We start from the raw sequence: 12,635 nt of genomic DNA, 5'->3' as shown, positions 1-12,635 counted from the left end.
GCCCCGGGCACACCGAAGGGGCCGCCCGGCATCAGCCGGCGGCCCCGCGCTCCCGCCTCACTGGCAGCGGTCGACGGCTTCGATGGTGCGCGCCGCCTCGCCCAGCGCCGCGCGCAGCACCACGGGGTCGGTGGCATCCGCGTACGCCCCCTCCGGCGGCACCAGCCAGCCCGTACCGGTCACCGGCGGGTCGACGACCGCGCCCTCGCCGCAGCCCGGCGCGACACCGCGGCCGTACGTCTGCGTGCAGGCGCTGCCCGGCACGTCCCAGCCGTCGGCGGTCCCCGGGGGGACCAGGAAACCCAGGGTGTCGCAGGCGCCGTCGTGCAGGACCGGGCCGACGCCGTCCCGCAGCCGCAGGATGTCGACCGCCTCCAGGCCCTGTCGGGCCGGCACCGTGACGAGGTCGCAGGGCTGGGACGGTACGCCGCCCGGCGCGGCGCGCCCGCCGTGCCCGGCGGCCTGGCCCGCGGACTCCTTGCCGCCCCTGCTCACGCCGGTCTCCCACACGGAGAACCCCTCCTCAATGCACGCGCCACACCCTTTACACCGTCTTCAACGGCCGGACGCGTCAACAGCTACGGCGGCGGAACGCTGCAAAGGATGGCACTTCATGGCGGATCGTGGGTGAGATATCCGGTTTGTAGGCAAACCCTGGGTGCCGGACCCGTCACAGCCGGTACCGTCGTCCCGCCGCACCGCCAGGATGCGGCATCGCCACAAGATGGCACGGAGAGGGCACGGAGAGGGTCCGCCATGGCGTCGCCAGCCGCAAGATCAGCGTCGTCCCGCACCGTACCCGTCCGCCCGAACACCGCCTTCCGGCAGCTGCGCGGCCGGCTGTCGCCGGGTGAGTTCGCGGCGGCGGTCCGACGGTCCGCCCGTGAGATCGGCGAGCAGGTCTCGTGCGACGCCCGCTATGTGGGCCGCGTCGAGTCCGGGGAGATCCGGTGTCCGAATTACGCCTACGAGCGGGTGTTCCGGCACATGTTCCCGGGCCTGACGCTGCCCGACATGGGGTTCACGCCGCGGGAGACGGTGCGCGGACGGGGGGCGCAGCACGAGGGCGCGGCGTCAGCCGCTCCAGCGATGGGGGCCTCCCCTGCTCGAACGGAGTCGAGAGCTTGGGGAACGGTGCCTGCACCGGTGGTCAGCGCCGCGCCCCTGGCAACCGACCCCGACCACCGCGATACCCGTATCCAGATCTGCGAGGAGAGCGACGTGCTGCGTCGCGCGTTCATCACCGGCGGCCCGGCAGCCGCCCTGGGCCTGGCCGGCCTCTGGCCCGGCGACCCCTTCGGCCCCGACGGGTCCGCCGCCGTCGCCACCGTCCCCGGCCCGCGTACGCCGCCCGGCGGCCGGGCCGGCGCCACCGAGGCCACCGCCGTCGAGGAAGCCGTCCGCCGGATCCGCCTGCTGGACGACCGGCACGGCGCCGACGGCCTCTACCCCCGCGCCACCCAGCCGCTGCGCGCCGCCTACGAGCTCCTGGACTCCGGCGTGCAGCGCCGTGCGGTCTACGACCGGCTGCAGGCCGGCGCGGGCGAACTCGCCATCTCCGTGGGCTGGTTGGCGCACGACTCCGGCCGCTTCGACGACGCCCGCTCGCACTACGCCGAGGCGCTGTCCACGGCCCGGGTCTGCGGCGACGCCGCCCTGGAGGCGCACGCCTTCTGCAACACCGCGTTCCTGGCCCGCGACGCCGGGCGCCCGCGCGAGGCGGTACGCGCCGCGCAGGCCGCCCAGCAGGCCGCCAAGCAGCTCTCCTCGCCGCGGCTGCGGTCGCTGCTGGCGCTGCGTGAGGCCGGCGGCCGGGCCGGGCTCGGGGACCGTACGGGGTGCGAGCAGGCGCTGGCGCGGGCCGAGCGGCTGTTCGCGGCCGGGCCGGGCGAACGCGACCCGGAGTGGATGACCTTCTACGGCGAGGCCGAACTGGCGGGCCTTGAGGCGCAGTGCTGGTCGGCGCTGGGCGAGACGAAGCGCGCGGCGGAGCACGCGCGCCGGGCGGTCGCTCTGCAGGATCCTCACTTCACCCGCAACATCGCCCTGTTCACCGCGGAGCTGGCCGGCAACCTCGCGGCCGGCGGCGCCCCCGAGGAGGCCGCCGCCGCGGGCATCCGCGCGCTCGCGCTGCTGGAGCAGGTCCGCTCGGCGCGTATCCGGGCGATGCTGGACAGCACCGCCCGGAAGCTCCGCCCGTACCGCAGCTGCCGGCCGGTCCCGGAATTCCTGGAGCAGCACGCGGCGTCGGCGGGGCGGCAGCCGGTCTGAGGCCCGCGACCACCGGTCAGCCGAGGTGCCCGGTGTCGTTCCACCGCTCGATCGCCGGCTCGCCGTACGCCCAGCCGAGGACCGACAGGGACGTCGGCTCCAGCCGGATGCGGGCCCCGAACGAGATGTCGAGGCCGAGCCAGCGGGCGCCCAGGGAACGCAGGATGTGGCCGTGCGCGAAGACCAGCACATCGCGGTCGGCGGACCGCGCCCAGGCGACCACCTCGTCCGCCCGCGCGGCGACCTCGGCGAGCGTCTCGCCCTCCGGCACCCCGTCCCGCCACAGCAGCCAGTCCGGCCGCCCGGCTTTGATCTCGGCCGGCGTCAGCCCCTCGTAGGCGCCGTAGTCGACCTCCATCAGCGCGTCCCAGTCCGCGGCCCGCTCGCCGAACCCGGCCAGTTCGCAGGTCTCCTTGGCCCGCACCAGCGGGCTGGTGCGGACCTCGACGCCCGGCAGCCCGTCCCACGGCGCGCGGTGCAGCCGCTCGCCCAGCAGCTTGGCGCCCCGCCGCCCCTCGTCCAGCAGCGGAATGTCGGTCCGCCCGGTGTGTCTGCCGGAAAGGGACCACTCCGTCTGCCCGTGCCTGGCCAGGAGAATGCGCGCTGCCATGGGTCGTACCTCTCGCCGGTTTCCCGGCTTCTCGTCGTGCGTGTGTCGGCGCGGGCGGCGTTGACCGCGGGCCTTCCATCATCGCGCACCGCGCCGGACGGCACCGGGCGGCCCCGGTGGGGGGCTCGGCGCCGGTCTTTCCGGTGATCGGCGCCTCCCCTGGTCGAGCGGAGTCGAGAGCTTGGGGATCGATGCCCGCGGCGGGGGTGGCGGATGCCAGACTTCGGCGGGTGAACGTTTCCCGCGAGAGTCGACCCACGGCGGCCGGAGCAGGAGGCGCGGCGCCCGCCGCTCCGGTGGTGCCCGCGCCGGCCCCGAGCCTGCGGCGGAGTCTGAGCGCGCTGCGCGGAGCCGGGGTGCGCCCCCGGTCGCTGGACGCCCGCGCGCTGGCCGCGCTCGCCGCCAACCCCGGCTGCCGGCGCCGCGCGCTGCTGGACGGCGCGGGCGTCGACAAGGCCGCGCTGGCCCGCGCGCTGGGCTCCCCCGCGGCGTACGGGCAGTCGCAGTTCGCCCTGGTGCGCGGCAACTCCTTCGAGGCGCGGGTGAAGGCGGACGGCGGCGCGGAGCTGCTGCGGCTGGTGTGCGAGCGGCTCGCGCCGGGCGGCCCGGCGCCGGAGGCCGACGCGGTCGCCCGGCCCGATCTGTCCGCGGCCGGGCCCGAGGGCCGGGCGGCGCGTACGGCGCTGGCGCTGCGCGAGGCGACCGCGGCCGGCGGCTGGGCGCTGCTGGACCATCCGATGCTGGCCCTGGAGGTGGCCGGGTCGCCGGCCTATGTGGAGCCGGACGCGGTGGTGGTGCATCCGGACGGCGGCTGGACGGTCGTGGAGATCAAGTCCTTCCCGATGATCGACGGTGCCGCGGACGCCGCCAAGGTGGGCGCCGCGGCCCGGCAGGCGGCGGTCTACGTCCTCGCCCTGGAGGCGGTCGCCGGGCATGTCGCGGCGCGCACCGGCCGCCCCGCCCACGTCCGCGACCGGGTGCTGCTGGTCTGCCCCAAGGACTTCTCCAACCTCCCCACGGGCGCGGTCGTCGACGTCCGCAAGCAGCTGGCCACCACCCGCCGCCAGCTGGGCCGGCTGACCCGCGTCGAGGAGATCGCCGCCGCGCTCCCCCCGGGCACCACTTTCGACCTCGGGACGGACGGCGACGGCGCCCCGACCCGCCCGCCCCAGGAGCTGGCCGCGGCCGTCGACGCGGTGGACGCGGCCTACGCCCCGGAGTGCCTGGCCGCCTGCGAACTGGCCTTCCACTGCCGCGGGCGGTCCCGCCAGGAGGGGTCGGTGACGGCCCTGGGCCGGGGCGTACGGGGCGAGTTGGGCGGCCTGCGCACCATCGAGGAGGTGCTGGCCGCCGCGAACGGCCCCGACGGTCCCGATGCCCCCGATGCCCCCGGCGATCCGGCCGTGGCGGCCCTGCGCCGGGCCGCCGCGCTGCGCGCCGAGGCGCTGTCCGGCGCCGTACCGGCCCCGCGAGACGGGGAGCCGGGATGTCGTTGATCGAGACGCTGGCCCGGATGGAGGCGGTGGCCGCGGGCCGCGCCCAGCCGCTGACCACGGTCCGGCACCGCCATCTCTCCGAACGCCCACTGGTGTTCGTCCCGTTGACCACCGCCGGTGAGGCCGGCGCCCCCCTGGGCGCGCTGGTCGGCACGGACCGGGAGAAGCCGCTGCTGCTGACCGTCCCGCAGCCGCGCGACCGCGATCTGCGGTTCGCCTTCCTTGCCGAGCTGGCCGAGTCGGTGCTGCCGTACGTGGACGGCTTCGCCGACGACGTCGAGTCGGAGGAGCGCAAGGAGACCGATCCGGAGACCGGCAAGAAGGTCCCGGTGCAGGTCGAACTGTGCGCGGACGCGCCACAGTTGATCGTGCCGAGCACCGCCGGAATCGAGTACGTGCGGCTCCTGGGCCGCTCGATGCGGTTCCGGCGGACGGCCGAGCAGGAGCCGGCGGCGCCGTATCCCGCACCGCCCCATGTCCCGCTGCTGGGCCGCTGGTTCACCCACTTCGGGGAGCGGGCGCGGGTGCCGGGCGCCTGTCTGCTGCTGTCCATGACGGGCCTGCTGACCCGCCATTGGGCGACCGGCCAGAGCGTCCTGGAGGACCAGCACCTGGGCGCACTGCTCGCCTGGATCGCCCCGCCGCCGGGCGTACGGGGCCAGGACGCGGCCGAGCACGCGGAGGCGGCGCGCGACGGCGGCGGCCAGCTGCGGTGCCCGCCGGCCGGGCCCGCCACCGACCCGGCGTTCGACAACCGGCTGCTCGCCCCCGCGATGGCCCGCTACGACGCCGGACTGCCCGGCGCCGCGGAAGAGGTCCGCACCCTCGTCGAGAGCCAACTGCGGCCCACCTGGGACGCCGTGTGGCAGGGCATCGACCTGCTGCGCGGCCTCCCGGAGGGCGCCCGGGTCGCCGACCGCTGGAGGCGCGACCGCTGGTCGTACACCGCGCACCGCGACCGGATCCGCGCCGGGGAGCCGCCGCAGCCCCGGCAGGACGACGCCGTCACCGCCGCCCAGAAGCTGTCCGCCCGGGAGAGCGCGCAGGCCCAGCTGGACGCCCAGGAGGCCCTGGACGACGCCCTGGTCATGGCCGCCCGCCGGCTGGCCGGGGAGGCGCTGCACGGCACGGTCACCGCCGTCGAGATGGCCTACTCCGAGGGCAGGCGGCCGATGCCCCGCCCCCTGGTGACGCTGCGCACCGCCGACCGCCCCCAGCTGGACGGGAACGCCAAGCTCCACCGCGGGCTCGCCGACGGCCGCAGCCAGACCGCCGAGTTCGTGGCCTACGGGGCCGAAGGGCCAGGGACCCTGGTGGTGCGGCTCACCGGCGGTATGGGCCGTGGGAAGACCCCCGAGCCCGGGTCGGTCCCGGAACCGGGCGACGCGGTGTGCTGGACGCTCTTCGAGCACGCCCCGCGCGGCGGCCCCGGCCTGCCGGACCCGGAGGACACCCCCTGGACCCACGGCGGCCCGCCGCCCGGCACCTCCGGCACCACAGGTGCCACCCCGATTCCCGCCCCCGACACCGTCACCGCGGAGGACTTCCTGTGATGCCCCGTTCCGCCGACTCCCCGGCAGGCGCCGCGGTATGACGGACCTTCACCACGACCGGCCGGGCGGCGTCCGGCAGCCCTTCGACCCCGGCGCCGCGGCCGGCCGGGCGACCGAAGCGATCCTGCACGACACCCTCCACAGCACCCACCGCGGCGTCGTGGTGGACTCCCCGCCGGGCGCCGGGAAGTCCACCCTCGTCGTCCGCGCCGCCCGTGAACTGGCCGCCGCGGGGCGCCCGTTGATGGTCGTCGCGCAGACCAACGCCCAGGTGGACGACCTTGTCCTCCGGCTGGCCGGCAAGGACCCCGACCTCCCTGTGGGCCGTCTGCACAGCAGCGAGCCGGGCTCCTTCGACCCCGCGCTCGCCGGACTCCCCGCCGTCCGCACCTCCGCCCGGATCGCCGACCTCGCCGGGATGGACGTCGTCGTCTCCACCGCCGCGAAATGGGCCTACACCAAGGTCGACGAGCCCTGGCGGCACGCCATCGTCGACGAGGCGTACCAGATGCGCTCCGACGCGCTGCTGAGCGTCGCCGGGCTCTTCGACCGCGCACTGTTCGTCGGCGACCCGGGCCAGCTGGACCCGTTCAGCATCGTGGGCGCCGAGCAGTGGGCCGGTCTCGCCTACGACCCCTCCGCCAGCGCCGTCTCCACCCTCCTCGCCCACAACCCCGACCTGCCCCAGCACCGCCTCCCGGTCTCCTGGCGGCTGCCGGCCTCCGCCGCGCCCCTGGTCTCCCGCGCCTTCTACCCGTACACGCCGTTCCGCAGCGGCACCGGCCACGGCGACCGGCGGCTGGCGTTCGGCGTGCCGGGCGACGGGTCGGCCGTGGACCGCGCCCTGGACGAGGCGGCCGAGACGGGCTGGGGACTGCTCGAACTCCCCGCGCGCCACACGCCCCGTACGGACCCGGAGGCGGTCCGGGCCGTGGCGCTCGCCGTCCGCCGCCTCCTGGACCGCGGCGGCGCCGCCACGAGCGAGAACTCCGCCGATCCGGCACCGCTCACCGCCGCCCGGATCGCGGTCGGGACCGCGCACCGGGACCAGGCGGCGGCGGTCCGCGCGGCCCTCGCCGAGCTGGGCGTGGCCGGTGTCGCGGTGGACACCGCCAACCGCCTCCAGGGCCGCGAGTTCGACGTCACCGTCGTCCTGCACCCGCTCTCCGGGCGCCCCGACGCCACCGCCTTCCACCTGGAGACCGGCCGGCTCTGCGTGCTCGCCTCCCGCCACCGCCACGCCTGCCTCGTCGTCTCCCGCGCCGGCGTCGCCGACCTCCTGGACGAGCACCCCTCGACGGAGCCGGTCCAGCTGGGCGTCACGGTCAAGTTCCCGGACGGCTGGGAGGCAATGATGTCCACATGGGATCACTGGTCCGAGCACCGGGTGGTCTGGCGTCCCTGACCGCCGCGCCCCGGCACCCGGCCGACGAGCGCCGAACTCATCGCCGCCACTCCGCCGGACGGAGTCCGGCACGTCGCCGGAGACGGCCCACGGACACAGCCGGGACGGCCGGGAGGCCGACCACACCGTCCTCGCCCACCTCGCGGAACACCGGGTGACGTGGCCGGCATGAGCGCCACGGGCCGCCGGTCCGGCTGCCGTCCGGTGGGCCACGCCACCCGGCGCCCGTGACCACCCCCACCGCCCCGCCCGCCGGCGCCCGGCCGACCGGCCCCGGGGCGGGCGGATCACTCACCAGGGGGCCTACTTGCGCACGGCGGGACAATGGAATGCGGCAGACAACCCTGGAGGTAGGTACATGTCCGAGCCGCGACCGGCTCCCGATCCCCGCGGTACGGCGTCCGGCTACCGGCGCATGAAGCCCGCGCAGCTGCTCTTCGAGCCCCCCGAGGCCACCGCCGACCCCGAGCACTTCTTCGGCCTGGAGTCGATGGAGGATCCCGGCGCGCTGCTGGGCCGGGCGACCGAGCTGACGCTCGCGTTCCGGGCGGCGGCCGACCGCGCCACGGAGTTCCAGGCGCTCGCCGCCGCCCAGCTGACCGACCCCCGCCGCTTCGACCGGCTGCCGCTGTCGGTGCTCGCCGAGCGGGCGGAGTGGACCGAGGACTACGCGCAGAAGATGGTCGAGTTCGGCCGCAGCCTGATGCGCAGCGGCAGCGCGGTGCTGGGCGACATGGACTGACCCCGGGAACCGGCCCCAGGAGGCACTCCGGCCCCACCCACCCCACGACGGCTCATGGTCCAAGATCATGAGCCGCTGGCATATGCGGGGAGCGGAAGATACTCCCTGCCGTACCGCCCTGTCCCGGTTTCCGCCAATCAGCCCTGCCGCTACACGCGGCATCGGTAGACCTGTCCGCATGAGCGAGCACAGCGAGTCGGTCGACCATCAGGGGCGTGCCTCGCACAGGCGGGGTCGAGCGGAGCACGGGGGTCCCCCGGGCCGAAGGCCGGGGGGACCCGGCCTGCGCGCCCGGCTGCCCGGGACTTCCCGGGCCCCGGCCTTCCCCGCCACCGCGTACGTCACGCTCGCCGGCGCCGACTGGCTCGCCTCGGCGAGCCCGTATCCCGGCAGCATGCACGCCCTGTGGGCGGAGCGGCCCACGGCGCCGAGCGTGCTGCCGTGCGGCGCCGTCTTCGACGTGATCAACGCGCCGGTGCTCTTCGGGCGGCGCATGGCGGACCGCCTGTGGTCGGCGGGACCGGGCTCGGGGCCGGTGGCCGTGCACCGCGGGCGGCTGCTGCTGTTCGCGGCGCCGGGCACCGCCCAGCGGCTGCCCGCGCTGCTGGCCTGGGAGGAGTGGGCCGCGGCGGTGCCGCCGCTGCTGTGCCACGGCGGCGGCGACGCGGTGACGGTCCCGCCGCTGCACCCCCGCCCCCGTACGCCCGGCGCCGCCGCCGAGGACGACCCGGCCGCGTCCGCCGCGTCCCGCTGGCTGGTCGCCCCCGATGTGCGCGACCCCTGGCTGCCCGGCCCGGACATCCTGCTGTGGGCCTGCGTGGGGGCGGCGCGGAGCACGCTCGCGGCCGACCGGGAAGGCGCCCGCACGCACCGCGAAAGCGCTGCTCAGCCCTTGGATACCGGGGTCACGCGGGGCTGAGGGGAATCGATTTTTGCCCTCCCCGGCCAGGATGCTAATGTTTTCCCCGTCAGCAGGCGCCGCTAGCTCAGTTGGTTAGAGCAGCTGACTCTTAATCAGCGGGTCCGGGGTTCGAGTCCCTGGCGGCGCACCGACAGGCGAAGGCCCCCACTCCGGTGGGGGCCTTCGTCGTGTCCGTTCCGCGCCGGTCAGGAACTGTGGCTCACCTTGACCACCCAGTCCCCGCCGGCCGTCCGCCCCTGCACCTGGATGCGTACGCCGTCCCGGGTGTCGTTCATGCTCTCCCCCACCCCCAGGGGGGCGTCGGCGAGCGGCGGGTAGACGGAGGTGCCCCAGCAGGCCGAGGTGCCGGGGTGGCCGTCCAGCACCTGGACCGGGCCGGACCCGGACGCGGTCCCGCTGCGCACGCGGTAGACGAGGATGCCCTCGGTGCAGATGTTGCGGTCGTTGCCGACGGCGCCGCGGGCCTCCATGGCGAGCGCGCTGTCCCGTCCGGTGCGGACGACCAGGAGGCGGGTGCGGCGGCGGTCGCCGGGTTCCTCGGGGGCGGACAGGGTGCGCAGCGCGTGCATGGTGGGGTGGGCGGGCTCGACGCAGTCGACCTGGCCGTCGGTGATCCAGCCGAGGCGCCACTTGTGCCAGGCGAAGGGTTCGGGGGCCAGCCCGAACTGGCTGCCCATGAGGTCCCAGTCCCCTACATAGGTGTCCCAGTCGCGCTTGCCGTCCTGGGGGCGGTGGTAGAGGTCGGGCAGGTCGAAGACGTGGCCGGTCTCGTGGGCGAGGACGTTGCGGTCGGGCGGGCTGTGCTCGAAGACGGTGACGAAGCGGCGCAGCTCGACGCCGTCGACCTGCATCGGCTCGTCGAGGTTGACGACCTTGGTGGCGTCCGAGTCGACGCCGGGGGCGCTCGGGTCGGCGACGAGGTAGACCAGGTCGTAGCGGCTGAAGTCGACCGAGGGGTGCGCGGCGGCGACCGCGTCGCGGAGGTAGCCGGCGCGCCGGCCGGAGTCCCAGTCGCGCTGTATCCCGTACGAGGTGGACGGGTGCGGCATCCGGACCCAGTGGTTCTGGATGTGCGGGCGCAATTTAAAGGTGCCGTAGGAGGCGCGGTCGAAGAACCGGGACGTGGCGGGAAAGTAGTCCCCGGAGAGCTGCTGCGGGGTGGTGGTGGGGTGGGCGTCCGGAAACGACAGAAAAATCATCACCGCGTCAAGGGTGCGATTCGGGCGCGGGTAGGCGTCGTTCCAGCCGTCGACGCCTTCGGAGTGGTGGGCGTCGGTGCGTCCCAGGGCGCAGGAGAGGGAAGCCTCGGAAGCAGTGGCCGGACCGGCCACGATGGAGGTCGCGATCAGCGCCGTCAGGGAGGTGAGAACGGCTGCGATGCGCCGCATTCGGCGGCTGTCCACCCCCCGGGGGGTCTGGCGGCGCAGCACATGGACCTCCAGGGACGGATTCGGGACACCCACCTACCCTGAGGCGATTTAATGCTATTCGTCCTGTTCTGGAACCCCATATGAGTGACCGGCGAGTCCCCCGTGTCCCGTAACGGAAAGTCACAAGCGACCAACGGGGCAAACGGTGCGAACAGAGCCGGGCAGAAATGGCTGAAGTTCCGTCATGCGTGCGGATGGTCACGGCTACGTCGCTGGATCGGCCGTTGCGCCAGCCTCTATGATCGCCACACTTTCCAGCGCGAGGTCCCCCCTCCGTCACGAGACAAGCGCCATGCGGGAGCGAGCAGTGAGCGGACACCCCGACGGTACGGGCCGCACGCCGGGAGCGACGCTGCCCTCGGTGACCGAGCGTGATGGTACGACCAAAGAATCCGGCGCCGACCGGACCACCCAGGCGGCGCCGTGCGACGGTTCGGCGCGCTGCGACGACACCGCCGCCTCGCTCGGCGACTACCGCGCCGCCTTCCACGCCTCCCGGCACCCGATGGCGGTCCTCAACCGCGACGGGCTGGTGCTGGCCGCCAACCCGGCCTTCGGCGAACTGGTCGGCGCCGACCCGAACGACCTGGTCGCGGCCACCGCCGCCGACCTCACCGACCTCGGCGCCGACCCCCGGGTGTGGACCGCCTACCGCGAGGTGCTGTGCGGCCGCAGCGACCGGCTGCGCTGCACCCGCCGCCTCAAACAGTCCGACGGGAACTCCGTTTGGGTGGAGGTGACCGTCGAGCCGGTGACCGACGGACCGGAGGGCGGCGAGGAGCGGGTGCTGCTGTCGGTATCGGACATCAGCGACCGGCACGATCTGCTGGCCCGGCTGCGGCATTTGCAGATGCACGATCCGGTGACCCGGCTGCCCAACCGGGCGCTGTTCTTCGAGCGGCTCGCCGCGGCCCTGGAGACGGCCGCCTTCGAGCCGGCCGGCACCGGCCGCATCGGGCTGTGCTACCTCGACCTGGACGGCTTCAAGGCCGTCAACGACACCCTCGGGCACCGCGTCGGCGACCGGCTGCTGAGCGCCGTGGCGCAGCGGCTGACGCGCTGTGCGGAGAGCGCCACGGACCGCGGTCCGGGCCGCGGCGGGCACCTGGTCGCGCGGCTGGGCGGCGACGAGTTCGCGCTGCTGGTCGAGGACTCCACCGGCACCGACCAGGTGGCCGAGCTGGCGCAGTGCGTCCTGGACGCGCTGCAGCGGCCCTTCGACCTGGCCGGGCAGCGGCTGTCGGTGTCGGCGAGCATCGGCGTCGTGGAGCGGACCGCGAGCGGCACCACGGCGACGGGGCTGATGCAGGCCGCGGACACCACGCTGTACTGGGCCAAGGAGGACGGCAAGGCCCGCTGGACGCTCTTCGACCCGGAGCGCAACGCCCACCGGATGACCCGGCAGGCGCTGTCCAGCACGCTGCGGCCGGCCGTGGACCGCGGCGAGTTCACCCTGGAGTACCAGCCGCTGGTCGGGCTGGGGGACGGCCGGGCGCAGGGCGTGGAGGCGCTGGTGCGCTGGCGGCACCCGCAGTTCGGGGTGCTGTCGCCGAATCGGTTCATCGCGCTGGCGGAGGAGAACGGCGCGATCGTCGAACTGGGGCGCTGGGTGCTGGAGCGGGCCTGCTATCAGGCGCGCGCCTGGCAGCTGGCGCACCCTGGCGGCCAGCCGCTGTTCGTCAGCGTGAATGTGGCCGTACGTCAGGTGTGGGACTCCGACCTGGTGGCCGATGTCGCCGGGATCCTGGCGGAGACCGGGCTGCCGCCGCGGCTGCTCCAGCTGGAGCTGACCGAGTCGGCGGTGATGGGCTCGGCCGGCCGGCCGCTGCAGGCGCTGCAGGCGCTCAGCGACATGGGCGTACGGATCGCCATCGACGACTTCGGCACCGGCTACTCCAACCTCGCCTATCTCAGCCGGCTGCCGGTGTCCGTGCTGAAGCTGGACGGGTCGTTCGTCCACGGCTTCCGGTCGCAGGAGCACCCGAACCCGGCGGACGAGATGATCGTGGAGGCGCTGGTCGCGCTGGCGCACCGGCTCGGCCTCACCGTCACCGCGGAGTGCGTCGAGAGCGCCGAGCAGGCCGAGCGGCTGCGCCGCATCGGCTGCGACACCGGCCAGGGGTGGCTCTACTCCCGGCCGGTGGCGCCGGACCGGGTGGAGGCGCTGCTGGACGCGGGGCGCGCCTGCGGCTGACCGCGCGCCCCG

Annotated in this window: 10 protein-coding genes and 1 tRNA gene; 8 read left to right on the top strand and 3 right to left on the bottom strand. The window is 75.1% G+C overall.

Annotated features, from left to right (window positions below; genetic code table 11):
- Window positions 1-57 precede the first annotated feature (57 nt).
- The gene (locus GR130_RS05350) at window positions 58-510 is read right to left on the bottom strand and encodes a hypothetical protein (RefSeq protein ID WP_159503630.1); all 453 of its coding nucleotides are present in this window, start codon (window positions 508-510) and stop codon (window positions 58-60) included.
- Between the two features lie 246 nt (window positions 511-756).
- On the opposite strand from GR130_RS05350, the gene GR130_RS05345 reads away from it, so the two are divergent.
- The gene (locus GR130_RS05345; protein WP_159503629.1) at window positions 757-2,271 is read left to right on the top strand and encodes a tetratricopeptide repeat protein; all 1,515 of its coding nucleotides are present in this window, start codon (window positions 757-759) and stop codon (window positions 2,269-2,271) included.
- A gap of 16 nt (window positions 2,272-2,287) precedes the next feature.
- Here GR130_RS05345 and GR130_RS05340 read toward each other — a convergent pair whose 3' ends face one another.
- Entirely contained in the window at window positions 2,288-2,881 is a 594-nt protein-coding gene (locus tag GR130_RS05340; protein ID WP_159503628.1) for a histidine phosphatase family protein, read from the bottom strand.
- Window positions 2,882-3,111: 230 nt separating this feature from the next.
- Here GR130_RS05340 and GR130_RS05335 point away from each other — a divergent pair, with 230 nt between their 5' ends.
- From GR130_RS05335 to GR130_RS05310, 6 genes are all read left to right on the top strand, one after another.
- On the top strand, window positions 3,112-4,377 hold the full coding sequence (locus GR130_RS05335) for a hypothetical protein (protein WP_443043578.1): 1,266 nt from the start codon (window positions 3,112-3,114) through the stop codon (window positions 4,375-4,377).
- Window positions 4,368-5,930 (top strand): hypothetical protein, encoded by a 1,563-nt coding sequence (locus GR130_RS05330; protein ID WP_159503627.1) that lies wholly within the window; start codon window positions 4,368-4,370, stop codon window positions 5,928-5,930. The genes GR130_RS05335 and GR130_RS05330 overlap by 10 nt, the downstream gene beginning before the upstream one ends.
- Before the next feature lie 37 nt (window positions 5,931-5,967).
- Complete coding sequence (locus GR130_RS05325; protein WP_159503626.1) at window positions 5,968-7,335, top strand: AAA domain-containing protein; 1,368 nt, start codon at window positions 5,968-5,970, stop codon at window positions 7,333-7,335.
- A 358-nt stretch (window positions 7,336-7,693) separates the two neighbouring features.
- Window positions 7,694-8,077, top strand: a complete 384-nt coding sequence (locus GR130_RS05320) for a hypothetical protein (RefSeq protein ID WP_236572809.1) — start codon at window positions 7,694-7,696, stop codon at window positions 8,075-8,077.
- A gap of 178 nt (window positions 8,078-8,255) precedes the next feature.
- Window positions 8,256-8,996, top strand: a complete 741-nt coding sequence (locus GR130_RS05315) for a bifunctional DNA primase/polymerase (RefSeq protein ID WP_443043577.1) — start codon at window positions 8,256-8,258, stop codon at window positions 8,994-8,996.
- 56 nt (window positions 8,997-9,052) lie between these two features.
- A tRNA-Lys gene (locus tag GR130_RS05310) sits at window positions 9,053-9,126 on the top strand.
- A 58-nt stretch (window positions 9,127-9,184) separates the two neighbouring features.
- Here GR130_RS05310 and GR130_RS05305 read toward each other — a convergent pair.
- Window positions 9,185-10,387, bottom strand: coding sequence for a M6 family metalloprotease domain-containing protein (locus tag GR130_RS05305; protein ID WP_159503625.1), 1,203 nt, complete (start codon window positions 10,385-10,387; stop codon window positions 9,185-9,187).
- A 403-nt stretch (window positions 10,388-10,790) separates the two neighbouring features.
- On the opposite strand from GR130_RS05305, the gene GR130_RS05300 reads away from it, so the two are divergent.
- Complete coding sequence (locus GR130_RS05300; protein ID WP_159503624.1) at window positions 10,791-12,623, top strand: putative bifunctional diguanylate cyclase/phosphodiesterase; 1,833 nt, start codon at window positions 10,791-10,793, stop codon at window positions 12,621-12,623.
- Window positions 12,624-12,635 lie beyond the last annotated feature (12 nt).

This window comes from Streptomyces sp. GS7 (genome assembly GCF_009834125.1).
Lineage (GTDB): Bacteria > Actinomycetota > Actinomycetes > Streptomycetales > Streptomycetaceae > Streptomyces.
Note: the sequence above shows the minus strand (reverse complement) of the source record. Positions and strands in the feature narration are given on the sequence as shown.

What these genes read in the sequence shown, in the direction of transcription:
- GR130_RS05320 (WP_236572809.1), top strand. Translation starts at nt 7,694, where the DNA reads ATGTCCGAGCCGCGACCGGCTCCCGATCCCCGCGGTACGGCGTCCGGC.
- GR130_RS05315 (WP_443043577.1), top strand. Translation starts at nt 8,256, where the DNA reads ATGAGCGAGCACAGCGAGTCGGTCGACCATCAGGGGCGTGCCTCGCAC.
- GR130_RS05340 (WP_159503628.1), bottom strand. Translation starts at nt 2,881, where the DNA reads ATGGCAGCGCGCATTCTCCTGGCCAGGCACGGGCAGACGGAGTGGTCC.
- GR130_RS05330 (WP_159503627.1), top strand. Translation starts at nt 4,368, where the DNA reads ATGTCGTTGATCGAGACGCTGGCCCGGATGGAGGCGGTGGCCGCGGGC.
- GR130_RS05325 (WP_159503626.1), top strand. Translation starts at nt 5,968, where the DNA reads ATGACGGACCTTCACCACGACCGGCCGGGCGGCGTCCGGCAGCCCTTC.
- GR130_RS05305 (WP_159503625.1), bottom strand. Translation starts at nt 10,387, where the DNA reads ATGCGGCGCATCGCAGCCGTTCTCACCTCCCTGACGGCGCTGATCGCG.
- GR130_RS05345 (WP_159503629.1), top strand. Translation starts at nt 757, where the DNA reads ATGGCGTCGCCAGCCGCAAGATCAGCGTCGTCCCGCACCGTACCCGTC.